At 68.9% G+C, this 25,061-nt stretch carries 27 protein-coding genes; 16 read left to right on the top strand and 11 right to left on the bottom strand.

Annotated features, from left to right (window positions below; all coding sequences use genetic code 11):
- Nucleotides 1–124 precede the first annotated feature (124 nt).
- From KIT25_10350 to KIT25_10325, 6 genes are all read left to right on the top strand, one after another.
- Nucleotides 125–1,573: an amidohydrolase family protein gene (locus tag KIT25_10350; protein ID UYN97302.1), complete on the top strand. Its 1,449-nt coding sequence runs from the start codon at nt 125–127 to the stop codon at nt 1,571–1,573.
- Nucleotides 1,574–1,645: 72 nt separating this feature from the next.
- Complete coding sequence (locus KIT25_10345) at nt 1,646–2,701, top strand: DNA-3-methyladenine glycosylase 2 family protein (protein ID UYN97301.1); 1,056 nt, start codon at nt 1,646–1,648, stop codon at nt 2,699–2,701.
- Entirely contained in the window at nt 2,694–3,206 is a 513-nt protein-coding gene (ogt, locus tag KIT25_10340; protein UYN97300.1) for a methylated-DNA--[protein]-cysteine S-methyltransferase, read from the top strand. Before KIT25_10345 ends, ogt begins: the two co-directional genes overlap by 8 nt.
- Entirely contained in the window at nt 3,203–3,556 is a 354-nt protein-coding gene (locus KIT25_10335) for a nuclear transport factor 2 family protein (GenBank protein ID UYN97299.1), read from the top strand. Before ogt ends, KIT25_10335 begins: the two co-directional genes overlap by 4 nt.
- Before the next feature lie 43 nt (nt 3,557–3,599).
- Complete coding sequence (locus KIT25_10330) at nt 3,600–4,001, top strand: hypothetical protein (protein UYN97298.1); 402 nt, start codon at nt 3,600–3,602, stop codon at nt 3,999–4,001.
- Nucleotides 4,002–4,019: 18 nt separating this feature from the next.
- Nucleotides 4,020–4,718: a hypothetical protein gene (locus tag KIT25_10325; GenBank protein ID UYN97297.1), complete on the top strand. Its 699-nt coding sequence runs from the start codon at nt 4,020–4,022 to the stop codon at nt 4,716–4,718.
- Between the two features lie 7 nt (nt 4,719–4,725).
- On the opposite strand, the gene KIT25_10320 is transcribed toward KIT25_10325, so the two are convergent.
- The 4 genes from KIT25_10320 to KIT25_10305 are packed head-to-tail and all read right to left on the bottom strand — an operon-like array spanning nt 4,726 to nt 7,972.
- On the bottom strand, nt 4,726–5,163 hold the full coding sequence (locus KIT25_10320) for a DUF934 domain-containing protein (GenBank protein ID UYN97296.1): 438 nt from the start codon (nt 5,161–5,163) through the stop codon (nt 4,726–4,728).
- Nucleotides 5,150–6,823 (bottom strand): nitrite/sulfite reductase, encoded by a 1,674-nt coding sequence (locus KIT25_10315; GenBank protein ID UYN97295.1) that lies wholly within the window; start codon nt 6,821–6,823, stop codon nt 5,150–5,152. Before KIT25_10315 ends, KIT25_10320 begins: the two co-directional genes overlap by 14 nt.
- On the bottom strand, nt 6,816–7,130 hold the full coding sequence (locus KIT25_10310) for a DUF2849 domain-containing protein (GenBank protein ID UYN97294.1): 315 nt from the start codon (nt 7,128–7,130) through the stop codon (nt 6,816–6,818). Before KIT25_10310 ends, KIT25_10315 begins: the two co-directional genes overlap by 8 nt.
- Nucleotides 7,130–7,972, bottom strand: coding sequence for a siroheme synthase (locus tag KIT25_10305; protein UYN97293.1), 843 nt, complete (start codon nt 7,970–7,972; stop codon nt 7,130–7,132). The genes KIT25_10310 and KIT25_10305 overlap by 1 nt, the downstream gene beginning before the upstream one ends.
- Nucleotides 7,973–8,336: 364 nt before the next feature.
- Here KIT25_10305 and KIT25_10300 point away from each other — a divergent pair, with 364 nt between their 5' ends.
- Complete coding sequence (locus tag KIT25_10300) at nt 8,337–8,786, top strand: Hsp20 family protein (protein ID UYN97292.1); 450 nt, start codon at nt 8,337–8,339, stop codon at nt 8,784–8,786.
- Between the two features lie 48 nt (nt 8,787–8,834).
- Here the strand turns inward: KIT25_10300 and KIT25_10295 are convergent, their stop codons facing one another.
- Entirely contained in the window at nt 8,835–9,698 is an 864-nt protein-coding gene (locus KIT25_10295) for a formate/nitrite transporter (protein ID UYN97291.1), read from the bottom strand.
- Between the two features lie 126 nt (nt 9,699–9,824).
- Here KIT25_10295 and KIT25_10290 point away from each other — a divergent pair, with 126 nt between their 5' ends.
- Nucleotides 9,825–10,721, top strand: coding sequence for an aminotransferase class IV (locus tag KIT25_10290; protein ID UYN97290.1), 897 nt, complete (start codon nt 9,825–9,827; stop codon nt 10,719–10,721).
- Between the two features lie 79 nt (nt 10,722–10,800).
- Nucleotides 10,801–11,883, top strand: a complete 1,083-nt coding sequence (locus tag KIT25_10285) for an endonuclease/exonuclease/phosphatase family protein (GenBank protein ID UYN97289.1) — start codon at nt 10,801–10,803, stop codon at nt 11,881–11,883.
- Here KIT25_10285 and KIT25_10280 read toward each other — a convergent pair.
- Complete coding sequence (locus KIT25_10280) at nt 11,880–12,113, bottom strand: hypothetical protein (GenBank protein ID UYN97288.1); 234 nt, start codon at nt 12,111–12,113, stop codon at nt 11,880–11,882. The genes KIT25_10285 and KIT25_10280 overlap by 4 nt on opposite strands.
- A 72-nt stretch (nt 12,114–12,185) precedes the next feature.
- Nucleotides 12,186–14,393: a catalase/peroxidase HPI gene (gene katG / locus KIT25_10275; protein ID UYN97287.1), complete on the bottom strand. Its 2,208-nt coding sequence runs from the start codon at nt 14,391–14,393 to the stop codon at nt 12,186–12,188.
- A gap of 476 nt (nt 14,394–14,869) precedes the next feature.
- Here katG and KIT25_10270 point away from each other — a divergent pair, with 476 nt between their 5' ends.
- Nucleotides 14,870–16,087 (top strand): cytochrome P450, encoded by a 1,218-nt coding sequence (locus KIT25_10270; GenBank protein ID UYN97286.1) that lies wholly within the window; start codon nt 14,870–14,872, stop codon nt 16,085–16,087.
- Between the two features lie 50 nt (nt 16,088–16,137).
- Entirely contained in the window at nt 16,138–16,536 is a 399-nt protein-coding gene (locus KIT25_10265; protein UYN97285.1) for a cupin domain-containing protein, read from the top strand.
- 47 nt (nt 16,537–16,583) lie between these two features.
- On the opposite strand, the gene KIT25_10260 is transcribed toward KIT25_10265, so the two are convergent.
- Nucleotides 16,584–17,441, bottom strand: coding sequence for a universal stress protein (locus KIT25_10260; protein ID UYN97284.1), 858 nt, complete (start codon nt 17,439–17,441; stop codon nt 16,584–16,586).
- Between the two features lie 135 nt (nt 17,442–17,576).
- Between KIT25_10260 and KIT25_10255 the strand changes: the two genes are divergently transcribed.
- The 3 genes from KIT25_10255 (at nt 17,577) to KIT25_10245 (ending at nt 23,137) form a co-directional block, all read left to right on the top strand.
- A complete protein-coding gene (locus KIT25_10255) occupies nt 17,577–20,315 on the top strand; it encodes a cation-transporting P-type ATPase (protein ID UYN97283.1) in 2,739 nt (912 codons plus the stop codon).
- 38 nt (nt 20,316–20,353) lie between these two features.
- Entirely contained in the window at nt 20,354–22,630 is a 2,277-nt protein-coding gene (locus KIT25_10250; GenBank protein ID UYN97282.1) for a cation:proton antiporter, read from the top strand.
- A gap of 72 nt (nt 22,631–22,702) precedes the next feature.
- Nucleotides 22,703–23,137 (top strand): hypothetical protein, encoded by a 435-nt coding sequence (locus KIT25_10245; GenBank protein UYN97281.1) that lies wholly within the window; start codon nt 22,703–22,705, stop codon nt 23,135–23,137.
- A gap of 27 nt (nt 23,138–23,164) precedes the next feature.
- On the opposite strand, the gene KIT25_10240 is transcribed toward KIT25_10245, so the two are convergent.
- From KIT25_10240 to KIT25_10230, 3 genes are read right to left on the bottom strand one after another with little or no spacing between them, the layout of a single operon-like run.
- Entirely contained in the window at nt 23,165–23,545 is a 381-nt protein-coding gene (locus KIT25_10240) for a type II toxin-antitoxin system VapC family toxin (protein UYN97280.1), read from the bottom strand.
- Nucleotides 23,542–23,964, bottom strand: coding sequence for a type II toxin-antitoxin system VapC family toxin (locus KIT25_10235; GenBank protein ID UYN97279.1), 423 nt, complete (start codon nt 23,962–23,964; stop codon nt 23,542–23,544). The genes KIT25_10240 and KIT25_10235 overlap by 4 nt, the downstream gene beginning before the upstream one ends.
- Entirely contained in the window at nt 23,964–24,221 is a 258-nt protein-coding gene (locus tag KIT25_10230) for a type II toxin-antitoxin system Phd/YefM family antitoxin (protein UYN97278.1), read from the bottom strand. Before KIT25_10230 ends, KIT25_10235 begins: the two co-directional genes overlap by 1 nt.
- A gap of 127 nt (nt 24,222–24,348) precedes the next feature.
- Between KIT25_10230 and KIT25_10225 the strand changes: the two genes are divergently transcribed.
- The gene (locus KIT25_10225; protein ID UYN97277.1) at nt 24,349–24,591 is read left to right on the top strand and encodes a type II toxin-antitoxin system Phd/YefM family antitoxin; all 243 of its coding nucleotides are present in this window, start codon (nt 24,349–24,351) and stop codon (nt 24,589–24,591) included.
- Nucleotides 24,588–25,016, top strand: coding sequence for a type II toxin-antitoxin system VapC family toxin (locus KIT25_10220; GenBank protein UYN97885.1), 429 nt, complete (start codon nt 24,588–24,590; stop codon nt 25,014–25,016). Before KIT25_10225 ends, KIT25_10220 begins: the two co-directional genes overlap by 4 nt.
- Nucleotides 25,017–25,061: the final 45 nt, after the last annotated feature.

Here is a 25,061-nt window from a genome sequence, read left to right as displayed (position 1 = left end):
GTCGAAGCCCTGTTTCCTTTTTCTTCACCTTCCGGAACACCGTCGCCGGCGCCTCGGGCGTCGGCTTGTCCTCCGTGACGGCCTCGGCAACTATGGAGTAGCTGTGCCTTCAGGGAGTTCGTCCATGGCGTCCCGTCCGCAATCCATCCGCAACGTCTCCTGGGCCGTGGTCCGCGACGGCGACGCGCGGCGCCACGTCTATCGCCGCGACATCGACCTGTTCCTCGCCGACGGCAAGATCGCGGAGATCACGCCGGCCGGCGCGCGACCCGCCGCGGCCGGCGAGGCGGTGCTGGACGGTCGCGGCATGCTGGTGCTGCCGGGCATGGTCAACATCCACAGCCACCCCACGACCGAGCCGGGCTATCGCGGCGTGCGCGAGGATCATGGCGTGCCCGAGCAGCAAATGACCGGCCTGATCGAGCGGCTGCAGGCGTTCCGACTGGGCGAGGACGGCCGTGTCGCCGCCGCCACCATGTCCTACGCCGAGATGCTGCGCGCCGGCACCACGACGGCCTGCGACGTGACCGTGCCGTTCGAGGGCTGGCTGGAAACGATGGCGCGAAGCGGCATGCGCTTCTACGCGGCGCCGACCTTCGCCTCGGCACGCTGGGGCATGAGTTCGCCGCAGACCGTGACCTGGAAATGGGACGAGGCCGGCGGGCTCGCCCAGTTCGAGAAGGCCAAGCGGATCATGGCCGACGCCGAGGCGCACAATTCGCGGCGCCTCGACGGCATGGTCTTCCCCAACCAGATCGACACGGTCACGCCCGAGCTGTTCGTCGACGCGCGACGCCACGCCGACGAGGCCGGTCGTCCCTTCTCGACCCACATCGGCCAGTCGGTGGTCGAGGTGCGCGAGATGATCCGGCGCCACAACACGACCCCCGTCCAGTGGGCGGCCGCCCACGGCCTGCTCAAGCGCGACACGGTCCTGGCGCACTGCATCCTGCTCGACGAGCATCCCCAGATCCGCTGGCACACGGCGAAGGATCTCGATCTCATCGCCGAAGCTGGCGCCTCGGTCGCTCATTGTCCGCAGCCCTTCGCCCGCTACGGCCTCGCCATGGATCATGTCGGCCGCTATCGCGCGCGCGGCGTCAATGTCGGGCTGGGAACGGATTGCGCGCCGCACAATCTGATTGAAGAGATGCGCCTCGCCATCGTGGCAGGCAGGCTGATGAGCGAGGACATCCGTAGTCTCGACACCGGCGGCGCGTTCGAGGCCGCGACGTTCGGCGGCGCCGCCGCGCTCAGGCGCGACGACATCGGCGCGCTGGCCCCCGGCATGGCCGCCGACATCGTGCTGGTCGATCTCGGCCATCCACTGATGCAGCCGGCGCGCGATCCGCTGCGGTCGTTCGTCTTCCACGCCGCCGATCGGGCTGTGCGCACCGTGCTGGTCGACGGCGAGATCGTGCTGCGGGACGGCGAGCCGCTGCATCTCGATTCGAAGGCCGCGGCGGAGCGCCTGGCCGAGGCGCAGGCGCGCATGATCCGCGATTCAGCCCGGATCGACTATCGTGGCCGCCACGGCGACGAGATCGCACCCCTGTCGCTGGAGATCCGATAGAGGCAGCGCCGTGCTGCCATAGAAGTCCGAAAACCGCGAGCCAGTCCTATCGCCTCTGACTAGAGTCCGCGCATGGAACTCGAGCTTGCCGACCGGGCCGCCTGCTATCGCATCTTCCAGACGCACGATGCGCGATTCGATGGCCGCGTCTTCGTGGGCGTGACCTCGACCGGAATCTATTGTCGGCCGATCTGCCCGGCGCGCACTCCCAAGTTCGCCAACTGCCGCTATTTCGCCTCGGCCGCGGCGGCGCAGGAGGCGGGGTTCCGGCCCTGCCTGCGCTGCCGTCCTGAGATCGCCCCCGAGCTTGCCTTCTGGCGCGGCAGTTCCAACACGGTGTCGCGCGCGCTGAAGCTGATCGCCGAGGGAGCGCTCGACGAGAGCGAGGCCGGGGTCGAGGTGCTGGCCGAGCGGCTGGGCGTCGGCGGTCGGCAGCTGCGCCGCCTGTTCAGCCAGCATCTAGGGGCATCGCCGATCGCCGTTGCCCAGACCCGCCGCGTCCTGTTCGCCAAGCAGCTCATCCACGACACGCACTTGCCGATGACCGAAGTGGCGCTGTCGGCCGGTTTCGGCAGCGTCCGCCGCTTCAACGAGATCTTCCGCAAGCTCTACGGGCGGCCACCATCCGACCTGCGCCGCAAGCAGACGCGCGATACGTCGGGTCGGGACGGCGTCACGCTCAGGCTTTCCTATCGCCCACCGTACGACTGGGACGGCATGATCGAGGCCCTGCGCCAGCGCGCCAGGAAGAGGACCGAACGCATCGAAGGCGGGGTGTGGCACCGCGACGTCGAACTCGACGGACGCAAGGGCAGCGTCTCGGTGGCTCATTTGCCGGAACGCAACTCGGTCGCGGTCACCATCCACTTTCCCGAAGTGCGTGCATTGCCGTCCATCGTCGCCCGGGTGAAGCGCGTGTTCGATCTCGGCGCCGACATCGCCACCATCGGCAGTCATCTCGCGCGCGACCCCAAGCTCGCGCCGCTGATCGCCCGGCGACCCGGCTTGCGCGCGCCCGGCGACTGGGACCGCGATTTCATTCCCGAACTCAACGCGGCCGCGCCACCTGCCTGGCGGCCCTGGCACGCCTACGCACAACAGCATCTGAGGATGGCCGGACATGCTTGAGTTGCTGATCGACAGGATGGCGACGCCCATGGGCGAACTGATCGTCGTCGCCGACCGCGACGGCAACCTGCGCGCCATCGACTGGACCGACCACGAGGCGCGCATGAGGCAGCTGCTCGACCGTCAGTACGGTCGCGGCGCCCGCACGATGACAGCCGCGCGCAATCCCGGCGGCCTGACGGCCGCCCTGCGGCGCTACTTCGCGGGCGATCTCACGGCGATCGACGATCTGCCGGCGAAGACGGAAGGCACGCCGTTCCAGAAGCGGGTCTGGAAGGCATTGCGTCGAATCAGGTGCGGCACCACGCTCAGCTACGGCGAACTGGCGCGCCGCATCGGCCATCCGACGGCGGTGCGGGCCGTCGGCCTGGCAAATGGGCAGAATCCGATCAGCATCGTCGTACCCTGCCACCGAGTCATCGGCTCCGACGGTTCGCTGACGGGCTACGGCGGCGGGCTCGAGCGCAAGAAATGGCTGTTGAGCCACGAGGGAGGGTCGGCATGAACGACGTCGAGATGTTGAGTCGGCTCAACGCCGACTACATCGCGTCGGTGCAGAATTCCGACGTCGAGCGGTTCGGCGAAATCCTGTCGGAGGACTTCCTCAACACCAATCCCGACGGTTCGCTGGTCGACAAGGCGGGCTTCCTGGCCCAGATCGCGCCGCCCGCGAGGATCCGCGATCTGGCATGTCATGACGTCAACGTGCGGGTGATGGGCGACTTCGCCGTCATCCACGCCCGCACCACCTACACCCTGCCGGACGGGCGCGCCGGCAACGGCCGCTACACCGATATCTGGGCGCGCCGCGGCGGCCGCTGGCTGTGCGTGGCGGCGCAGGTCGCCCGCAGCTGAGAAAGCGGCTAAACTTCTCCCAACGTCAACCTGGGAGGACGACGTGCCGCTGCGCTTCGACATCGATCACACCGCTCGCTTCGTCCATGCCGTGGCCGATGGCGACGTCGTGCTGGCCGACGTCCAGCACTATTTCCACAACCTCATCACCCAGGGCGCGATGCCCTATCCGAAACTGCTCGATGCCACCCGGGCGGTGCCGCGCTTCAGCGACGACGACGTGATGGAACTCGGCGCCTGGGCCAGCGCGCACGCCATCATGGAACCGCGCGGTCCGATCGCCATCGTCGCGGTCGACCCCGAAACCACCCTGCTGATCCGTCGCTACATGAATGTCGGTGTCGGAAAGCGGCCGATCGCGCTGTTCAAGACGGTGGCCATGGCGCGCACATGGCTCGACGAGCAGGTCGGCGCCGCGGCGCCTCTCGCCCCCAGCAACGCCTGAAACGGTATCCGCGCAAGCATGGCAAAGGGCAAGGTCGGGCGCGCGCGCCCCCGCAGGAAGCTCCCGGCGCGACCGGCCGTCGTGCGGCGGGTCGAGGTCACGGGTGCCACCGACGGCCGGCATCGCCGCGGAGAGGCGACGCGCCGACGCCTCTACGAGGCGATGCTGCTGATGATGCGCGAGCTGCACGACATCCCGGCGACGGCCGACGTGGCGGCCCGAGCCAACGTCGGACTGCGCACCTTCTACGAACATTTCGCCGACGCCACCACCTTCTACGCCGCGACCTTCGACTACGTCATCGCATCGACCTTGGCGACCATGCCGCCGGTCTCGCCGGACGGTCCGCTCGCCGAGCGTGTTGCTGGCTTCGTCGAACGTCGTTCGCGTGTCTGCGAGGCCTGGGCGCCGATGTGGCGTGTGGCGATCCGCTTCGCCTCCCACGACGAGGGCTTTCGCCTGCGCATCGCCCGGGTCGCCCAGCTGCTGCGCGCCCGCGCCCAGATCCTCTATGCGCCGGAGCTCGCCACCCTGCCGGCGGGGGCGCAGGCGTTCCTGCTCGACGCGGTCATGAGCCTCACCGAGATGGACGCCTGGCTGCATCTGCGCGACCAGTGCGGCCGCGACGTGGCGGCCGCCCAGGCGGTCTGGCGCTACTCGGTCGCGGCTCTGTTCGCGCGCGCGGGCCGGATCGCTCTCGATCCCGCCCCGACCTGAGGCGACGTCAGACCGTCGCGTCCGCGCCGAGGCGCAGGCGCGAGGCCGGAACGCGCCCATCCTCGGTGGCCTGGTAGACCACGCTGAACAGCGAACGCGCCGAGGCCAACGCTTCGTCGAAGCCCGGCTGGTCGCTCTCGAAGGAATCGAAGCCGCAACGCAGCAGGAAGGGAAGCTGGTCGCGCAGCACGTTGCCGGTGGCCCGCAGCTCGCCGCGATAGCCGAGCCGGCCGCGCAGCAGGCGTGCCTGGCTGTAGGCGCGGCCGTCGCTGAACTTCGGGAAGTGCAGTTCGATCAGGCGCAGACGGCCGACATGGGACGCGAGATCCTCGACCGGATCGGTGTTGGCGAGCGACACGGCCGGCCAGTCGGTGCGCGATTGCCAATCGGCGAAGGGAATGGTGGTGAACGCCGATGGCGCACCGCTCTCGCTAAACAGCGGCATAGACTCGCTCCTTGAAGGGTTGGGCGCCGACGCGGCGATAGGTGTCGACGAAGCGCTCGCCGTCGGTGCGGCGCTCGAGATAGGTGGCGACCAGCGAATCGACGGCCCCGACCACCCTGTCGGCCTCGATCGCCGGGCCGAGAATCGTGCCGATGGCGGTTCGGCCGAAATCGACGTCGCCGCCCAGGCTGATCTGGTAGAGCTCGACGCCGTTCTTGTCGACGCCGAGGATGCCGATGTGGCCGACATGGTGATGGCCGCAGGCGTTGATGCAGCCGGAGATCTTGATCTTGAGATCGCCGATGTCGTGCTGGCGCGCCAGCTCGGCGAAGTGCCCGGAGATGCGCTGCGCCACCGGTATCGAACGCGCGTTGGCGAGCGCGCAGTAGTCGAGGCCCGGGCAGGCGATGATGTCGCCGATCTTGCCGACATTGGCCTCGGCGAAGCCGAGCCGGCCGAGCGCGCGATGGACCTCGGGCAGGTCGTCGACCGCGACGTGCGGAAAGACGAGGTTCTGTTCGTGGCTGACCCGCACCTCGCCCTGGCTGAAGGCGTCGGCGATGTCGGCAACGCCGTCCATCTGGGCGGCACTCGCATCGCCCGGCGGCGCGCCGGCGGGCTTCAGCGACGCCGTCACGATGCGGTAGCCCGCGAGCCGATGCGGCGCGGTGTTGGACCTCAGCCACAGCGCGAAGGCGCGATCCTCGAGCCTGAGCCGCTCGACTTCGGCCGCAATGGCCGGTCGGTGCGGCAGGGCGGGTGGCGCGAACTGGGCGGCGATGGCCTCGATCGTCGCGGCCGGCAGCCTGAGCGCGCCGTCCCTGACCGCGGCATACTCGGCCTCGACTTCGGCGCGCATCTTCTCGGCGCCGATCTCGTGCACCAGGATCTTGATGCGAGCCTTGTAGAGATTGTCGCGGCGTCCGTAGCGATTGTAGACCCGCAGGGTCGCTTCGAGATAGGCCAGCAGCTCCTCGCGCGGCAGGAATTCGCGCAAGGTCTTGCCGATCATCGGCGTGCGGCCGAGCCCGCCGCCCACGATCACCTCGAACCCCACCCGTCCCTCGGGATTCCGCCACAGCCGGAGCCCGATGTCGTGGACACGCACGGCGGCGCGGTCGTTGGGCGAGCCGGTGATGGCGATCTTGAACTTGCGCGGCAGGAAGCTGAATTCCGGATGCAAGGTCGACCACTGGCGCACGATCTCGCACCAGATGCGCGGATCCTCGATCTCGTCGGCCGCGGCGCCGGCGAAGTGGTCGGCCGTCACGTTGCGGATGCAGTTGCCGCTGGTCTGCATGGCGTGCATGTCGACCTCGGCCAGGGCGGCCAGCGCGTCGGGCGCGTCCTCGAGCCGGATCCAGTTGAGCTGCAGGTTCTGGCGGGTCGTGAAGTGGCCGTAGCCGCGATCGTACCGGCGCGCGATGTCGGCGAGCTTGCGCAACTGGCGCGAGGACAGCGTGCCGTAGGGGATCGCGATGCGCAGCATGTAGGCGTGGAGCTGCAGGTACAGCCCATTGGTGAGGCGCAGCGGCTTGAACTGCTCCTCGGTGAGTTCGCCGGCAAGCCGGCGCCTCACCTGGTCGCGGAACTGCGCGATGCGCTCCCGGACCAGGGTGCGGTCATAGTCGTCGTAGCGGTAGAAATGGGTGTCAGGCATAGCGCACCGCGTCGGCGGCGATGGCGTGGAAGGTCAGTCCGGAAACGCGGATGCGCTCGCGCAGACTGAGCGGCTCCAACGCACCCTCGTCGTCCTCCGAGACCGCCACGAGATACGGCTCGACCACGGTGAAGGCCTCGGCGCGGGCTCGGTGCAGCAGGATCTCGGCCGCGCGCCCGTCGCGGGCGACCGCGGCGCGGGCGATGTCCGTCACCCAGTCCCCGGCATCGCCGAGGAACACCACGACACCGTCGACGAGCCGGTTGGCCGACGCGACATGCAGTTCGCCGCTCAGGTTCTTGGCCATCAGGAAGCCTCCGCAAGACGGGGAAAGGCGGCACGCAGGCGCACCACGGTCTGGCCCGCGCTCACGCGGCGCGCGACCTCGGCCGAATCCTCGCCGGCCAGGGCGACGAACTCCGCATCGCGACGGGCGCGGGCGAGCACGGCGGCGGAGACCGTCTCGTCGTGCAGGACGGCGTCGGCGTCCTGCAGAACGCGCGCGGCGCGCAGGGTGAGCAGGTCGGGATCGGCTGGCGCCAAGATCTCGTGGACGACGCCGAGCGGCTTCAGCCCGCGCCTCGAATCGTTCAGCTCGGCAAGAACGGCGCGGCGCGCGCCTGCTTCGTCGCCGGCCAGGGCGCGCGCGCCCGCCGGCCCCTCGACCAGACGCCGCCAGAAGACGCGCCTTGCGGCGGGATCGGCGATCATTGCCCGGGCCTGGGCGCGAAAGGTGCGCGCAAGCCGCGCCAGCGCACCGATGCGTTCCGGCAAAAGCGCTTCGACCCGGCCGCGCAGCCAGGTCGCCAGCATCGGCGAGGCACCGCCGGTGGAAACCGCCACGACGACTTCGTCGCGATCGACGATGGCCGGCATGATGAAATCGCTGAGCGCCGGGCGGTCGGCGACGTTGACGGGCACCCGCGCCTCCCTGGCGGCGCGTGCGGCCGCCGTGTCGCCCGCCTCGCCGCCCGTGGCGACGAAGACCACGGCGGCGCCCTGCAGATCGCCGCGGCGGATCGCCTCGAAGCGATGGACCTCCGCGCCGGCGGCGCGGGCGAGCGCCGCCTTGCGGTCGGCCATCGCGCCCGCGCCGACGACGACGACGCGTCGCCCGGACAGATCGAAGAAGAGCGGCAGGTGCTTCACCGATCGGCCCTCTACTGGACGATGGCCCGCAGCAGCACGTTGATGCCCAGCATGGCCGCGCCGTTGACGAAGGCGATCAGCCAGAGGGCCCTGGTGGGATAGCGGTCGATGAGGGCGAACATGCAAAAAGCCTCGTGGGATCGATCTGGCCCTTCATCCCACAGAAGCCAGAGCGGGGTTTCCCGAAGGTTTTCCGCCTCCCGGCATTTCCTTTTCCGTTATCTCCAATTGGAGAAAATTTTGTTCTCACACTCCGGTCGGCGCCCCCTTGAAGGCGCAAACCGCCTCCCTAAATCGAGTGCCGTCAGCCGCGCCCATGACGGGGCGGCGACATTGGAACATCGCTCACTGGAGGATGATCAACATGCGTGCTTTCGACTATTCCCCGTTCTATCGCGCGTCCGTCGGCTTCGACCGGGTCTTCGACCTGCTCGATTCGGTCGCCGGCCAGGCCACCAGCAACGGCTATCCCCCGTACAACATCGAAAAGGCGGGCGACAATGCCTACCGCATCGTGATGGCAGTGGCGGGCTTCGCCGAAGCCGAGCTGAACGTGACCCAGAAGGAGAACGAGCTCCTGGTCACCGGCAAGCAGGCGCCGGCCGCCGAGACCGACAAGCAGTTCCTCTATCGCGGCATCGCCGGGCGCGACTTCGAGCGCCGCTTCCAGCTCGCCGACCATGTGAAGGTCACGGGTGCGAAGCTCAGCAACGGCCTGCTCACGATCGAGCTGCAGCGCGAGATCCCGGAGGAGAAGAAGCCCCGCGCGATCCCCATCGCCGCGGAGGCCGCCAAGCCGGTCCTGACCCACTGACGGGTCGAACGGGCGAGGTTTCGGAAGCGCCGCGGGCAACCGCGGCGCTTACCTTTTTCTGAGATAGGCGAGCCAGTACACGCCGCCCACGAGCGCTCCGCCGCCCACCGCGTTGCCGAGCGTGACGGGCAGCAGGCTGTAGACGAATTTTGCCCAGCTGAGGCCCGCCGCATCGGCGACAGCCGCCGGAATCCGTGCCCACAGCTCGAGTGGCGCCCAATCCGCGATCAGCAGGCCAAGCGGCACCAGATACATGTTGGCCACGGAATGCTCGAAACCGGCGGCGACGAAGGCCGACACCGGAAGCATCACGGCCAGGATCTTGTCCGTGGTGGTGCGGGCGCCGATGGACAGCCACACGGCGAGGCAGACCAGCACGTTGCAGAGGACGCCGAGGAAGAAGGCGCGGTCGAACGGCAACGCCGACTTCTCGGCCGCCAGGGACACGGCGGCGGCCGCCACCGCGCCGTCGCCGGCGAGATACTGCCCCGACAGGAACACGAGCATGGCAGTACCGAGCGCACCCAGCAGATTGCCGACATAGACGATCGACCAGGCGCGCAGCATCTCGGCGAGCGAGATCCGGCGTGCCGCGAGCGCCATCACCATCAGCGCGTTTCCCGTGAACAGCTCGGCGCCGGCCAGCACGACGAGCACCAGCCCGAGCGCGAACACGACCCCGGCGAGGAGCCGGCGGATGCCGAAGGGAAGCATCCCTTCGGTGCCCGCGACGACGGTCGTCGCGAACATCGCACCGAGGGCGATGAAGGCTCCGGCCAGCACCGACAGGACGATCAGGCTGACCGCGTCGAGCCGGGCTTTCTGCGCGCCGATGAGCTCCGCCTTGCGGGCGATCTCGACCGGCAGCAGCGCGTCGACGGCGGACGTGCGCAATGAGGATGACGGCTCCACAAGGCATTGTTGCCACGCTGTCGGTGCTTCCGCTTTGCCGCAGATCAAATCGGTCCGCCGCTCCTACGGCGAGGCCTAGGCATCGCGCACGAGGCTCGACTATTCTCGACGCACCAGGAGGCAAGCATGAGCGTACAGGGCGTGGCCTATATCGGTGGCAGGTACATGCCGCTCGCCGAGGCGAGCGTGCCGCTGCTCGACCGCGGCTTTCTGCGCTCCGACGTCACCTACGACGTGGTGCATGTATGGAGGGGATCCTTCTTCCGTCTCGACGACCATCTCGAGCGCTTCGAGAATTCGATGAAGGGGCTGCGCATGTCGCTGGCCCAGTCGCGCGCCGACATCGCCGGCATCATGGCCGAGTGCGTGCGCCGCACCGGCCTGCGCGACGCCTACGTCAACATCACCTGCACGCGGGGCATACAGCCGCCGGGAACGCGCGACCCCCGGCTGTGCGAGAACCGGCTCTACGTCTATGCCCAGCCCTTCGTGTGGATCGCCGACGAGCGCCAGCGCCGCGAGGGGCTGAGCCTGATCCTGTCGAAGACCGAGCGCATTCCTCCCGAATCGCTCGACCAGCGCATCAAGAACTACCACTGGCTCGACCTCACCATGGCGCTGTTCGAGGCCTACGACCGCGACGCCACGCTGGCGATCCTGCCCGATCGCCACGGCAACATCACCGAGGGGCCCGGCTTCAACCTCTTCCTGGTCAAGGATGGCGCGCTCGCCACGCCCGACCGCGGCCTGTTCGAAGGCATCACCCGGCGCACCGTGATCGAGCTGGCCGCCGACCTGCAGCTCAAGTGCCAGGTCCGTCCCGTGGCCGCGGCGGAGGTCGCGGCGGCGGACGAGATATTCCTGACCAGTACGGCGGGCGGCGTCATGCCGGTGGCGCGCTACGAGGGCCGCGCGGTCGGCGACGGCGCGCCGGGCGCCATCACGAAGCGACTGAACGAACTCTACTGGCAGCGACACGAATCGGGGCCCGACCTCACGCCGATCGACTACGGCACCGGCTGACCCCCCGATTCGGTCGGAACACGGCCGCCTCTGCACCTCCCGGTTGTGCTATGGTCATCGCCACGGGAGGGCCGTCGTCATGGTGCAATATTCGGGACTGCGCCGCTTCGCGGACGGCAAGATGCGCGATCGCGCCATCGACCGGCTGCTCGCCCTGCGCGCCGGCATTCGCGACAAGATCACCGTCCGCAACAAGCAGGACACGTTCCATTTGGCGAGCTGGAACATCCGCGACCTTGGCAGCAGCAAGTTCAACCCGTCGCCGCGCCTCGACGAGACCTTTCTCTACATCGCCGAGGTGATCTCGGCGTTCGATCTGGTCGCGGTGCAGGAGGTCAACGAGGACATGACCGACTTCCAGAAGGTCATGCGGCTGCTCGGTCCACACTGGGACTACATCGTCACCGACCAGAGCGGCAACAGCGAGCGGCTGGCTTATGTCTACGACACCCGGAAGATTCGCTTCCGTCACGTCGCCGGCGAGATCGTCCTGCCGCCGGTGAAGGGCAAGCCGTCGCCGCAGTTCAACCGCACGCCCTTCCTCGTCGCGTTCCAGGCCGGCTGGTTCAAGTTCAACGTCTGCACGGTCCACATCTACTACGGCTCGGCCACCGACACCGCGCAGCGCAAGCGCGAGATCGCCGACATCGCGGGCTTTTTCGCCAAGCGCCAGAAGAAGGACGGCGAGACCTACATCCTGCTGGGCGACTTCAACATCCTCAATCCCCAGGATCCGACGATGGACGCCCTGCTCGGCAACGGCTTCGGCGTGCCCAAGGAGCTGCGCAAGCCGACCGCGCTCGCCAGCGCCAACTACTACGACCAGATCGCGCTCAGGGCCCGCGAGGGCGTGGTCGAGATCGCGCAAGCCGACTGCTTCCACTGGCAGGAGCATGTGTTTCGCGACACCGCCGAGGACTACGCCGCCTACAGGCCGCACATGCCGACCGTGACCAAGAAAGGCAAGCCGGCCAAGACCGACCTCGCGGCCTACCGGAACTGGCGCACCTGGCAGATGTCCGACCACCTGCCCCTGTGGGCCGAGATCAGGATGGACTTCACCGAGCGCTACCTGAACAGCCTGAAGTCGGGCCACCAGCCGCTGGCGGACTTCTCGCCCGCCACGGGCTCGCGCCCGAGCGCCGCACGGGAGGACGGTTAGGCGCGGTCGCGCAGCTCGGTCACTCCCGTCTTCTGGGCGCAGTGGTCGCAGCAGAAGAATGTGCCGCCCTTCTCAAGTCCGTGGCCGACGATCCGGATGCCGCAATGCGCGCAAGTCGGCGCCAGGGCGTGGATCGCGCACTCGAAGCTGTCGAAGGTGTGCGCCTCGCCGTCCTTGGTGACCAGGAAGGCCTTGTCGTAGTCGTTGCCGCAGGTCTCGCACCGTGCCATGTCGCAATCCCCGTGAGGAAGACGCCCCCACGGGGTTACGACGCGGCGGCGGCGCGGGTTCCCTCGCCGCCGTCAGGCGATATCGAAGCGGTCGAGGTTCATCACCTTGACCCAGGCCGCGGCGAAGTCGCGGGCGAACTTCTCCCGGGCGTCGGCGCTGGCATAGACCTCGGCGAGCGCCCGCAGCTGCGAGTGCGAGCCGAAGATCAGGTCGACGCGGGTGCCGGTCCACCTGACCTTCTTCGTCCTGCGGTCGACGCCCTCGTAGACGCCTTCCGCGCCCGAGGCCGGCCGCCATTCGGTCGCCATGTCGAGCAGGTTGACGAAGAAGTCGTTGGAGAGGGTCTCCGGCTGCCGGGTGAAGACGCCGTGCGGCGACTTGCCCGTGTTGGCGCCGAGCACGCGCAGGCCGCCCACCAGGACCGTCATCTCCGGTGCCGTCAGGGTCAGCAGCTGGGCGCGGTCGACCAGCATCTCCTCGGGCGACAGCCGCGACTTGCCGGCGAGGTAGTTGCGGAAGCCGTCGGCCCGGGGCTCGAGCGGCGCGAAGGAGTCGACGTCGGTCTGCTCCTGCGACGCATCCATGCGGCCCGGCGCGAACGGCACCGCGAGCTCGACGCCCGCCGCCTTGGCCGCCTTCTCGATCGCCGCGCCGCCGCCGAGCACGATCACGTCGGCCAGCGACACCTTCTTGCCGCCGCCGAGCGCCGCATTGAAGTCCTTGTGCACGGCCTCCAGCGTCTTCAGCACCTTGGCGAGCTCGGCCGGCTGGTTGACCGCCCAGTCCTTCTGCGGCGCCAGTCTCACGCGCGCGCCGTTGGCACCGCCGCGCTTGTCGGAGCCGCGGAACGTCGCGGCCGACGCCCAGGCCGTCGCGACGAGCTGCGAGACCGAGAGTCCCGAGCCCAGGATCTTGGCCTTGAGTGCCGCGATCTCAGGCTCGCCGATCAGGGCATGGTCGACCGCGGGGATCGGGTCCTGCCACGGCAGCTGCTCCTTCGGCACGAGCGGGCCGAGATAGCGCACGATCGGTCCCATGTCGCGATGCGTGAGCTTGAACCAGGCCCGCGCGAAGGCGTCGGCGAACTGGTCGGGATTCTCCATGAATCGCCGCGAGATCTTCTCGTAGGCCGGATCGAAGCGCAGCGCGAGGTCGGTGGTCAGCATCGCCGGCGCATGGCGCTTCGACTTGTCGTGTGCATCCGGCACCGTGCTGGCACCGGCGCCGTTCTTCGGCCGCCACTGGTGCGCGCCGGCCGGGCTCTTGGTCAGTTCCCAGTCGTAGCCGAACAGGTTCCAGAAGAAATTGGTGCTCCAGCGGGTCGGCGTCGTGGTCCAGGTGACCTCGAGGCCGCTGCCGATCGCATCGGCACCCTTGCCGCTGCCGAACTTGCTGGCCCAGCCCAGCCCCTGCTGCTCGATGGTGGCGGCTTCCGGTTCCGGCCCGACCAGGGTCGCGTCGCCCGCGCCGTGGGTCTTGCCGAAGGTGTGACCGCCGGCGATCAGCGCGACCGTCTCCTCGTCGTTCATCGCCATGCGGGCGAAGGTCTCGCGGATGTCCCTGGCCGCCGCCAGCGGATCGGGGTTGCCGTTCGGCCCCTCGGGGTTGACGTAGATGAGCCCCATCTGCACGGCGGCCAGCGGATTCTCGAGGTCGCGATCGCCGCTGTAGCGCTCGTCGGCCAGCCACTTGCCCTCGGCCCCCCAGTAGATGTCCTGCTGCGGCTCCCAGGTGTCGGCACGCCCGCCGCCGAAGCCGAAGGTCTTGAAGCCCATCGATTCCAGCGCGACGTTGCCGGCGAGGATCATCAGGTCGGCCCACGAGATCTTGCGGCCGTATTTCTGCTTGATCGGCCACAGCAGCCGGCGCGCCTTGTCGAGGTTCACGTTGTCGGGCCAGCTGTTGAGCGGTGCGAAGCGCTGCTGGCCGCCGCCGGCGCCGCCCCGCCCGTCCCCGACGCGATAGGTGCCGGCGCTGTGCCACGCCATGCGAATGAAGAACGGACCGTAGTGGCCGAAGTCGGCCGGCCACCAGTCCTGCGAATCGGTCATCAGCGCGTGCAGGTCCTTGATCAGCGCGTCGAGGTCCAGGCTCCTGAATTCGGCGGCGTAGTCGAAGGCCTCGCCCATCGGATCGGACAGCGGCGAATGCTGGTGTAGCACGCCGAGATCGAGCTGGTTGGGCCACCAGTCGCGGTTGGAGTGCGTCGCGTTGGAATGCAGGAACGGGCACTTGCCCGCGCCCTTGTCGCCCGCGTTGCCGTCGCTCGATCCATCCATGGCTGTCTCCTGTCGTCTCGTCGACACCATATTTAGAATTATTCTAATATAAGTTCAAGAGGGGGCGCCGATCCTAGGACGTGGCTCGTGACAGGACCATGATCCGGGGTCTTCCATCTCCTCGGCAGGGTCGCCGCCGTCGCCGCGCACGGCGATGTCCCGCCACTCGTCATAGGCCGACACCCACCCGCCTTGCCGCTTCGAGATTCGCGCTCAGACCGCGCGCGGTCAGTTCCAACGAGTGGCCTTCGCCGACGCCCTACGCCGCGGGCACGACCTTCGGGAGGATTGACGGTGAGCGAGGGAAATTCGGTCAGATCTATCGAAGGCATCGGTGTCCTCCGGGGTCGTATCCAGGGTCCTTCTAAAGCATCTGGAACAAAGATGGAACAAAAATGTATGAGGTATACAGCCCATTGCTTGTACGAGTTGGACCGCATTGAACCCGCGCCGATCGACGCCATGTGAAGGTGCCGATGGCAAAGCCCGCGCACGACATCCTCTCACCCGCCTTCCATGCCGCCCCCTTCCCCACCGCCGATCGGATGCGGGCCGAAGGAGCCGTCGTGGGGCTCCGGCTGCCGATCGTCGGCACGACTTGGCTCGCCGTCACGCACGACGCCTGCGCCGATCTCCTCAAGGACCACGCGACCTTCGCGCGCGATCCGGCCAATGCCGGCAGCCGCACGCAGGCGCGGATTCTCGCCCTGCTGCCGCGAACCTTGAGCCTGCTCGCGCTCAACATGTTGGGCCACGACGATCCCGAGCATCGCCGGCTGCGCGGCCTCGTCGACCAGGCGTTCCGCCACCGCACGATCGAGGCGTTGAGGCCGATGATCGCGGCCATCGCCGACCGCCTGCTGGACCGCCTGGAGGGAAGGACACAGATCGACCTGCTCGACGAATACTGCCGCGACCTGCCGCTGTCGGTGATCTGCGCCCTGCTCGGCCTGCCCGAGCGCGACCACGACCGGTTCAAGGGCTGGCTGGGCGGGTTGAAGGACACGGCCAACATGGCGGCGGTGATCCGCGCGCTGCCCGGCGTGATCGGCGTGGTGCGCCATCTGCGCCGCGTCTCCCGGCCGAACGGCGGCGCGCTGCCCGAGGGATTGATCGCCGGCCTGCGGGACGCCGAAGCCGATGGCCATAAGCTCAGCGAAGACGAGCTCGTCTCGATGGTCTTCCTGCTGTTCGGTGCCGGACAGGAGACGACGACGCACCTGATCTCGGGCGGGCTGCACGCGCTGCTGTCGCACGAGGACCAGTATCGGCGGCTGCGCGACGATCCCGGCCTGATGACGTCGTGCATCGAGGAATGCCTGCGCTTCGTCTCGCCGGTGCAGATGACCAAGCCGCGCTTCGCCACCCGAGACCTCGTCTGGCAGGGCCGGCAGTTGCGCCGCGGCGACATGCTCGCGGCGTTCCTCACCGGCGCCAACAGCGACCCGGCGAAGTTCCGCGAACCGCACCGCTTCGACATCGCGCGCCATCCCAACCCCCATCTCGCCTTTGGTACGGGCGTGCATTTCTGTCTCGGCTTCCAGCTCGCCCGCGCCGAGGCGGCCGTGGCGTTCGAGCGCCTGTTCGCGCGGTTCCCGAATATCCGGCTCGACGAGCAAGCCGGGCCCATCCAGTGGCGCCGCAGGGTCGGCATCCGCGCGCTCGCCGCGCTGCCGGTGCGGCTTGCGGGATGACGCGACCAGACCGAAGCTTGCCGAGGACGAAGCCCGACGAGGTAACACGCATGACGACCGACAAGCGCGATCTGGAGAAGTTCCCGCTGCATCTCGGCCTCGGCGCCCGCGCGGTGCCGCAACCCGAGTTCACCGGCATGGACTGGTACGCCGCCTACGGCGAGCGCACCGCCGCCGACGGCAACGAGGGGCGCCTGGTCTCGATGTTCAGCTTCGGCGAGAGCTGGACGAGCTGGGAGCGCCATCCCTCGGGCGACGAGGCGGTGATCTGCACCTCAGGCCAGATCACCCTGATCCAGGAGCTGCCCGACGGCCCGCACAGGATCACGCTGCGGCCGGGCGAATACGCCGTCAATCCGCGCGGCGTCTGGCACACCGCCGACATCGCGGGCCATGCCAGCGCCGTGTTCATCACCTCGGGCATGGGAACGGAAAACCGGCCGCGGTAACAGGGTCGGAGAGTCGCGCGACCGTCGCCCCGCCCCCCGCGCGACAGCTAGCGAGCGGCCGGAACGACGAGGACGTCGATGTCGGCGTCGCGCAGCACGTCTTCCGTGACGCTTCCCAGCAGGAGCTTGGCCGGCCCGGTCCTGCCGTGGGTTCCCATCACGACGAGGTCGGCCTTCTCCGCACGCGCGCAGGCGCGTATGGCCGCCGCCGGCGACGGATCGGCGAGTCGCACGAGGCCACGGGTCGGAGCGAGGTTCACCTCTTTCAGGAATTTCGCGAGCTCCTCGGCGGCACGCGCCTCCTCCTGGGCGAGATAGTCCCTCCATTGATCCATCGTCATGGAGGAGCGAACGAGCAGCCTCTGGGCCGAGGCCTCGAAGGCATGCAGCACCACGACCTCGAGGCCATCGAGAAAGCGCAGCGTCCGCATCGCCTTCGCCGCGGCGGCCGAGCCCGGCGAAAAGTCGGTGGCGACGAGGACGCGGCCGTAGGGGCCGGCCGGCGCGGCGTTGGCCACTACGATGGGATGTCCGCTTCGGCGAATCGTCCGGTCGAGCGTCGTGCCGACGAACACGTCGCGCAACGCCTGCCGCCGGTGAGGCCCCATCACCACGACGTCCGCGCCAAGGTTCGCCGCCGCCTCCGCGATCTGCTCGGACGGTTCGCCGAGAAGCACGCGCGTGTCGCAATCGACGCCGTCGACGCCGTGCAAGGTGGCGGCGAATTCGGCGAGCAGCTCGCGTGCCTCGCGCTCCCGGGCCGTCACCAGCCGCGCCGGCTGGTCGTCGTCCACGACATGGACGAGCACGATGTCGACGGACGTCCGCCGTGCCAACAGAACCGCGCGCCGCAGCGCGCGATCGGAGCGTGTTGAGAAATCGGTCGCAACGAATATACGTTTCATGTGTCGCCAAAATCGTCGAGTCGGTCCGCAGGGTGCAGCATGGGAGTGTGCCACACGATGATCTCCATCAAACCGTGCCGAAAGCGCATTGGCTAGTTTCAACTTCATCGTGGCGCACGCCAGCCCGGAGGACGAATGAACAACCCGGCATCGACTGATTCGTCCGACGCACGCGATCGCGCCTGGCATGCGCTTGCGCCCGAAGCGGCCCTCGACGCGCTGCAGGCGACCGCCGATGGCCTCGCCGCGCAGGAGGCAGCCCGGCGCCTAGACACCTACGGCCCCAACCGCCTGCCCGAGGGACGACGTGTCGGCGTCGTGAAGCGGTTCCTGCTGCAGTTCCACAATCTGCTGATCTACGTGCTGCTCGCGGCCGGCGCGCTGGCGGCGGCGATCGGCCATCCGACCGATGCGCTGGTCATCCTCGCCGTCGTGCTGGTCAATGCGATCATCGGCTTCGTCCAGGAGGGCCGCGCCGAAAGGGCGCTGGACGCCATCCGCGCGATGATCGACCCGCATGCCTCGGTGGTCCGCGACGGTCGTCGCGTGACGGTGGCCGCCGAGAAGGTCGTGCCCGGCGACATCGTGCTGCTGGAGGCCGGAGATCGCGTGCCGGCCGACCTGCGGCTCGTCAAGGCGCGCAACCTGCGGATCGACGAGGCGATCCTCACCGGCGAATCGGTGCCGGTCGACAAGGCCGTGGCCGGCGTCGACGCCGCCGCCGCACTCGGCGACCGCTTCTCCATGGCGTTCTCGGGAACCTTCGTCACCGCCGGCCAGGGAAGCGGCGTGGTCGTGGCGACCGGTGCCGCCACCGAGCTCGGCCGCGTCAGTTCGATGATCGGCGCCGTGGAGAGGCTGACCACGCCGCTGGTCCGCCAGATGGACCACTTCGCGCGGCAGGTCACCCTCGCCGTGCTCGGCGTCTCGGCACTGGTGTTCGTCTATGCCGCGCTGATGCAGGCCTACGGCTTCGACGACGCCTTCATGGCGGTCGTCGGCCTGGCGGTGGCGGCCATCCCGGAGGGACTGCCCGCGGTGCTGACCATCACGCTGGCCGTGGGCGTCCAGCGCATGGCGCGCCGCAACGCCATCATCCGGCGCCTGCCCGCCGTGGAGACGCTGGGCTCGGTCTCGGTGATCTGTTCCGACAAGACCGGCACGCTCACCCGCAACGAGATGATGGTGAGCGCCGTGGTCACCGCCGACCACACGATCGAGGTCGAGGGCACCGGCTACCGGCCGGCGGGCCGGTTCCGCGCGCCCACGGGCGAGCCCCTCGATCCGGCCGCCGATCCCGTCCTCGAGGAGCTGTCGCTCGCCGCGCTGCTCTGCAACGACGCGAGCCTGCGGCAGACCGGCGACGACTGGACGATCGACGGCGATCCGATGGAGGGCGCGCTGGTGTCGCTGGCGATCAAGGCCGGCCACGACGATGCCGCCGCCCGCGCGAACTTCCGCCGCCTTGACGAGATCCCGTTCGACTCGCGCCATCGCTACATGGCGACGCTCAACGCGCGCGACGGCCATCCGCCGATCGCCTACGTCAAGGGGGCGCCCGAGCGCATCCTGGCGATGTGCGGCCGGGTCGCGACGGCGGACGGCGAGCGCCCGCTCGACGCCGAGGCCTGGCACGGCAATGTCGAGCGGCTGGCGGCGAACGGCCAGCGCGTGATCGCGCTGGCGCGGCGGACGATGACGGAAGGCGAGCGCGGCATCGCCCCGTCCCATGTCGAGCGCGATCTCACCCTGCTCGGCCTGGTGGGATTGATCGACCCGCCGCGGCCCGAGGCGATCGCCGCCATCGCCGAGTGCAAGGCCGCCGGCATCAGGGTCAAGATGATCACCGGCGACCATGCGGCGACGGCGCGGGCGATCGCCGTCCAGCTCGGCCTCGCCGACGATCCGAAGGCCGTCACCGGCCAGGATCTCGACGCACTGGAGGACGACGGCTTTCGCGAGCGCGCGCAGACGGCGATCGTGTTCGCGCGCACCAGCCCCGAGCACAAGCTGCGGCTGGTCGAGACGCTGCAGGCCGACGGCTCGGTCATCGCCATGACCGGCGACGGCGTCAACGACGCGCCGGCGCTGAAGCGGGCCGATGTCGGCGTCGCCATGGGCGGCAAGGGCACCGAGGCGGCCAAGGAGGCGAGCGAGATGGTGCTCGCCGACGACAATTTCGCCTCGATCGTCGCCGCCGTGCGCGAGGGCCGGACGGTCTACGACAACCTCACCAAGGTGATCGCCTGGACGCTGCCGACCAACGGTGGCGAGGCCTTCACCATCATCCTCGCCATCCTGTTCGGCCTCACCCTGCCGGTGACGCCGGTGCAGATCCTCTGGATCAACATGGTCACCGCCGTCGCGCTCGGCCTGACGCTGGCCTTCGAGCCGACCGAGCCGGACGCCATGCGCCGTCCCGCCCGCCCCGCCAAGCAGCCGCTTCTCTCGGGCCGGCTGCTGTGGCGCATCCTGTTCGTGTCGGCGCTGATGGTCGCCGGCACGTTCGGCATCTACATCTGGGCAACCGAGCGCGGCCTGTCGGTCGAGGCCGCCCGCACGATGGCCGTCAACACCCTGGTCGCGATGGAGATATTCTATCTCTTCAGCGTGCGCTTCGCGCACGGCACGTCGCTGACCTGGCGGGGCGTGCTGGGAACCCGCGCGGTGCTGATCGGTGTCGCCATAGTGGTCGTCGCACAGCTCGCCTTCACCTACCTGCCGCCCCTGCAGATGGTGTTCGGCACCCGCCCCGTTTCGCTCGGCGACGGCGTCGCCATCGTCGCCGTCGGCGTCGCGCTGCTGGCGGTCGTCGAGCTCGAAAAGGCGATCGCGGCGCGGCTCGCCGCCCGACGGAGAATTCGGCACGACTGATGCTATGATGACGTCGCAAGCGTGGCCGCGGGAGGTGCGTGATCGACGTCGTTTTCCATGAGATCGCCTGGTTGCTGCTGGGCGCCGCCGCCGTCGGCATGCTCGGCGCCGCGCTGCGCCAGCCCGTGATCGTCAGCTTCATCGCGGTCGGCATCGCCGCGGCGGCCTTCTTCGACAGCAGTGCCCAGACGGCACAGCAGATCCGCTTCCTCGCCGAACTGGGCGTCGCGCTCCTGCTGTTCCTGGTCGGGCTCAAGCTCGACTGGCGCCTGATCCGCACGCTCGGTCCGGTCGCCCTCGCCACCGGGCTCGGCCAGGTCGTCTTCACGGCCGGCATCGGCTTCCCGATCGGCCTCGCGCTCGGGCTCGACTGGGTGACCAGCCTCTACGTCGCGGTCGCGCTGACCTTCTCCTCGACCATCATCATCGTCAAGCTGCTGAGCGACAAGCGCGAGCTCGAGACGCTGCACGGCCGCATCGCGCTCGGCTTCCTGATCGTCCAGGACATCGTCGTCGTCATCGCGATGGTCGTGCTGTCGACGGTCGGCATCGGTGCCGCCCAGGCGGACGCCGGCCCGGAGAGGATTCTCACCATCGCCGCATCGCTGGTCGGCGTCGTCGTCGTGCTGATCCTGTTCGTGCGCTACCTCGCCGATCCGCTGATGGCGCGCTTCGCCCGCACGCCGGAGCTGCTGGTGATCGCCTCGATCGGCTGGGCGGCGGCGGCCGCCGCCATCGGCGACACCATCGGGCTCGGCAAGGAGCTCGGCGGGCTGGCCGCCGGCGTGTCGATCGGCTCGACCCCCTATCGGGATCTCGTTTCGGCGCGGCTCGCCGCGCTGCGCGACTTCCTCCTGCTGTTCTTCTTCCTGTCGGTCGGCGCCACGCTCGACCTCTCGACGCTCGGCCAGGACGTCGGCCGGGCCGTCGTGTTCTCCCTGTTCGTGCTGATCGGCAACCCGCTGATCGTGCTCGTGATCATGGCGTGGATGGGCTATCGCGCACGCACCGGCTTCCTCGCCGGCCTCACCGTCGCGCAGATCTCCGAGTTTTCCCTGGTCTTCATGGCGATGGGCTTGAGTCTCGGCCATGTCGGCCAGTCCGCCGTCGGGCTCGTCACCCTGGTCGGCCTCGTGACGATCGCGCTGTCGGTCTACATGATCACCTATTCCCAGCAGCTCTATGCCTGGTGCCGGCCGCTGCTGCGGCCGTTCGATTTCGGATCGTGGCGCGAGGCGGCGGCGGAGGACGAAGACGGCGGGCCGCCCGTCGACGTCATCATCTTCGGTCTCGGCCGCTTCGGCAGCCAGCTCCTCAGGCGCCTCGAGGACGCCGGCTACAACGTGCTCGGCGTCGACCTCGATCCGCAGGCGATCCGGCGCTACACCCGCGAAGGCTACCAGGTGCGCTACGGCGACGTGACCGAGCCCGAGTTCTGGTCGGAGCTGCCGCTCGCCCAGGCGCGCTGGATCGTGCTGTCGGTTCCCTACGGCACGATCGTGCTCACCGAGACCGATCCCCACAGCGGCCTGCTGACCGCGATCCGCTCGCACCGCTTCGGCGGCCGCGTGGCGATCACCGCCCGCACCGACGCCGAGGCGCGCCGCCTGCGGGACGGCGGCGGCGTCGACGTCGTCCTCTATCCGTTCGACGATGCCGCGACGTCCGCCGCCAAGCAGATCACCGACGTCGACGAGGAGAAGGCGGCACGCGACGCGGCGGCCCGCCTCGCGCCCGCCGCCCACGCCTCCGCCGCGGTCGAGGGCGAAGCGCGGGTGATCGTCGTCGGCTGCGGCCGCGTCGGCGAGCTGGTGAGCGACATGCTCGCCCGCCACGAGGTGCCGCACGTCGCGCTCGACGGCGATTCGACCCTCGTCGCGCTGCAGCGCCGCCGCGGCAAGCCGGTCTTCTACGGCGAGGCGACCGACCCCGAACTGCTGCGCCGCTTCGGCATCGCCTCCGCCCGCGCCCTCGTCGTGACCATGGACGACCCGGCGGCCGTCGAGTCGGTGGTCGTGGCCGCCCGCACCGAACGCCCCGACCTCGTCATCGTCGCCCGCGCGCGCGACGCCGGGCAGGCGGCGAAGCTCTATGACCTCGACGTCACCGACGCCGTGCCCGAGACCATCGAGGCCAGCCTTCAACTGTCCGAGGCGCTGCTCGTCGGCATCGGCGTCCCGATGGGCGAGGTCATCGCCTCGATCCACGAGAAGCGCGACGAGCTCCGCCTGGCCCTCCAGGGACCGCAGCGGGGCGGCCGCCTGCGGCGCGGGATCCGCGCCTCGACCCGGTCGGCGCCGGACGGCGAGGCGTAGCCGCGCGACAAGACGCTTGACCCGCGCGCGATGGATGGCGTCTGAATGGCGGCCAACGCGGGGGGAAAGCCCATGAAGTCGTTCACACGATCGTTCACGACATTGCTGGCGGCCGCAGCGCTGGCGCTCGGCCTGGCGGCCTGCGCGCCCGATCCCGACCGGCCGACGCTCGAGAAGGAGAACCGGCTCGCGGCGGCCGGCTTCAAGAAGCGCTCGATCGCCACCGAGGCCCAGCTCGCCGACTTCCGCAGCATCCCGGCGCACCTGATCCGCCCGGCCACCTATCGCGGCAGGATCGTCTACGTCTACGCCGACCCCAACATCTGCGGCTGCCTCTATGTCGGCAGCGTCGCCGCCTACGACACCTACATCAAGGGCGCGCAGCAACGCTTCGTGCACGAGGAGCTCAAGTCGGCGGCGACCGGCAGCGGCTACGCGCCGACGCCCTACATGCTCGACGGCGGGCCGTGGGACGATGCCGAGATGTTCGGGCTTTACCTCAACTGAGCCTTCGTTCGCGGAACACCCCCGGTCTCAAAGAACGCCGCCGATGTCGGTCTTCGAAAAATCGTCGCCCACGTACAGCAGGCGACAATCGTGTTCCTTCGCCACCTCGTAGGCGAAGCAATCGCCAAAATCGAGAGCGGCGGCGTTCGCGCCCTTGCCCCATCGGGCATAGGCCCGCGCCACGCGACGCGCGGCCGTGACCGGGACGACGTCGAAGCCCAGCCCGTCGATGATGCTCGTCATCTCCGCGTCGACATTTCGCCGCCCCGCGACGATCAGCGCTTCGGGAGGGTCCTCTCCAATAGCTTTGGGATTTCTAGCACTCGAAAGAACAAAAAGCGAACGAAATGTATTGGGTTTGGAAGAATTCGTTTTGTACAATTCAAGCGCAGGCCGTTCGCGATTCAAGCGGGCTGCGGCAGCCAGGGATTGAGCACGGCCACCCCGGTCGGCTCGAAATCGGCGACATTGCGGGTGACGAGCGTGAGGCCGTGCACCATCGCCGTCGCCGCGATCAGGGCATCGCGTTCGGCGCGCGGATCCGGCGCATGAAGACGCGCGCAGCGTTGCGCCACCACGGCATCGACCGCGAGGATACGCCCCTCGAAGCGCGGCAGGATCTGATCGTCGATCCAGGCACGGAGCACCACGCCTTGCGCCGCATCCCGTCGCGCGCTCAACAACGCGCCGAGCTCGATCTCGAGGATCGAGATCGCCGACAGGAAGAAGCTGGCCGCCGGGATCGCGCCCGCCCAGGCCACCACGTCGCGATTCGCCCTCTCCGGCCGTCTGAGTTCGGAAATGACGTTGGTGTCGAGCAGGAACATCAGCCGAGGTCGGCGGGCTTGAAGAGGCCCCCTCCCACGCGCGGCGGCTCGAAATCGAAGTCGACGTCGCCCGGCTGGGCGAGCGCCTGGACGAGGCTCATGCTGCCGCCGGTCAGGCGCCGATACTCCTCGATCGTCAGCAGGACATGCGCCGGCCGGCCCCGATCGGTGATGAAGACGGGCCCCCGCCGCGCCGCCTTCTTGGCCCGGCTGGTGTCCTGATTGAATTCCCGGCTGGTCAGGGTGGTCGCTGTCATGTCGGCCTCCGATCGTAAATATAGTAGATATGTTTCTACATTTAACGCTCCGCTGGCGATGTTCCAGCAATCTTGCTCGATAAAGGCTAAAGGCCTACATGACTATCTAAATGGTCAGGAAGAGCACATGGACACGATCAACCTGGCGGATGCCAAGGCCCATCTGAGCGAACTCGTCGACCGGGTCGAGGCGGGCGATTCGATCGACATCACCCGGCGCGGCAAGCCGGTCGCGCGGCTCACCGCTGCGGTCAGGCCGCCCAAGCCGATCGATGCCGCCCTGCTCCAGTCCCTGACCGCGACCCTGCCGCCTCAGACCCAGACGGCCGCCGATCTGGTGCGGCGGATGCGGGACGACGACCGCACCTGATGCTCTATCTCGACACGTCGCTGATCGTCGCGGCGCTCTCCAACGAAGCCGTCACGCCGCGCGTCCAGGCCTGGCTCGCGGCGCGGGATCCGGCCGAGCTTCTGATCAGCGACTGGACCATCACCGAGATGTCGTCGGCGCTCGCGATCAAGCTGCGCACCGGCCAGCTCGATCTGGCGCAGCGCGCCGCGTCGCTCGCCCTGTTCAACAAGCTGGTGGCCGAGAGCTTCACCGTGCTGCCGGTGACGGGCGGGCACTTCCGGGCGGCGGCGAAGTTCGTCGACCAGCATACGCTCGGGCTTCGCGCCGGCGATGCGCTGCACCTCGCGATCGCGTCGGAGCATGGCGCCACGGTGCACACGCTCGACCAGCGGCTTGCCGACGCCGGCCCGGCGCTCGGCGTGCCGGCGCAGGTGTTGGCGTGAATGAGGCTGTCGCTAGCGACCGTACCGAGCGATCACTCCTCCATG

The organism is Enhydrobacter sp., from assembly GCA_025808875.1.
GTDB lineage: Bacteria > Pseudomonadota > Alphaproteobacteria > Reyranellales > Reyranellaceae > Reyranella.
This window is presented reverse-complemented; position numbering and strand designations above follow the sequence as displayed.

What these genes read in the sequence shown, in the direction of transcription:
- KIT25_10350 (UYN97302.1), top strand. Translation starts at nt 125, where the DNA reads ATGGCGTCCCGTCCGCAATCCATCCGCAACGTCTCCTGGGCCGTGGTC.
- KIT25_10300 (UYN97292.1), top strand. Translation starts at nt 8,337, where the DNA reads ATGCGTGCTTTCGACTATTCCCCGTTCTATCGCGCGTCCGTCGGCTTC.
- KIT25_10235 (UYN97279.1), bottom strand. Translation starts at nt 23,964, where the DNA reads ATGTTCCTGCTCGACACCAACGTCATTTCCGAACTCAGACGGCCGGAG.
- KIT25_10285 (UYN97289.1), top strand. Translation starts at nt 10,801, where the DNA reads ATGGTGCAATATTCGGGACTGCGCCGCTTCGCGGACGGCAAGATGCGC.
- KIT25_10335 (UYN97299.1), top strand. Translation starts at nt 3,203, where the DNA reads ATGAACGACGTCGAGATGTTGAGTCGGCTCAACGCCGACTACATCGCG.
- KIT25_10265 (UYN97285.1), top strand. Translation starts at nt 16,138, where the DNA reads ATGACGACCGACAAGCGCGATCTGGAGAAGTTCCCGCTGCATCTCGGC.
- KIT25_10230 (UYN97278.1), bottom strand. Translation starts at nt 24,221, where the DNA reads ATGACAGCGACCACCCTGACCAGCCGGGAATTCAATCAGGACACCAGC.
- KIT25_10315 (UYN97295.1), bottom strand. Translation starts at nt 6,823, where the DNA reads ATGCCTGACACCCATTTCTACCGCTACGACGACTATGACCGCACCCTG.
- KIT25_10280 (UYN97288.1), bottom strand. Translation starts at nt 12,113, where the DNA reads ATGGCACGGTGCGAGACCTGCGGCAACGACTACGACAAGGCCTTCCTG.
- KIT25_10270 (UYN97286.1), top strand. Translation starts at nt 14,870, where the DNA reads ATGGCAAAGCCCGCGCACGACATCCTCTCACCCGCCTTCCATGCCGCC.
- KIT25_10310 (UYN97294.1), bottom strand. Translation starts at nt 7,130, where the DNA reads ATGGCCAAGAACCTGAGCGGCGAACTGCATGTCGCGTCGGCCAACCGG.
- katG (UYN97287.1), bottom strand. Translation starts at nt 14,393, where the DNA reads ATGGATGGATCGAGCGACGGCAACGCGGGCGACAAGGGCGCGGGCAAG.
- KIT25_10320 (UYN97296.1), bottom strand. Translation starts at nt 5,163, where the DNA reads ATGCCGCTGTTTAGCGAGAGCGGTGCGCCATCGGCGTTCACCACCATT.
- KIT25_10225 (UYN97277.1), top strand. Translation starts at nt 24,349, where the DNA reads ATGGACACGATCAACCTGGCGGATGCCAAGGCCCATCTGAGCGAACTC.
- KIT25_10245 (UYN97281.1), top strand. Translation starts at nt 22,703, where the DNA reads ATGAAGTCGTTCACACGATCGTTCACGACATTGCTGGCGGCCGCAGCG.
- KIT25_10325 (UYN97297.1), top strand. Translation starts at nt 4,020, where the DNA reads ATGGCAAAGGGCAAGGTCGGGCGCGCGCGCCCCCGCAGGAAGCTCCCG.
- KIT25_10255 (UYN97283.1), top strand. Translation starts at nt 17,577, where the DNA reads ATGAACAACCCGGCATCGACTGATTCGTCCGACGCACGCGATCGCGCC.
- KIT25_10260 (UYN97284.1), bottom strand. Translation starts at nt 17,441, where the DNA reads ATGAAACGTATATTCGTTGCGACCGATTTCTCAACACGCTCCGATCGC.
- KIT25_10290 (UYN97290.1), top strand. Translation starts at nt 9,825, where the DNA reads ATGAGCGTACAGGGCGTGGCCTATATCGGTGGCAGGTACATGCCGCTC.
- KIT25_10345 (UYN97301.1), top strand. Translation starts at nt 1,646, where the DNA reads ATGGAACTCGAGCTTGCCGACCGGGCCGCCTGCTATCGCATCTTCCAG.
- ogt (UYN97300.1), top strand. Translation starts at nt 2,694, where the DNA reads ATGCTTGAGTTGCTGATCGACAGGATGGCGACGCCCATGGGCGAACTG.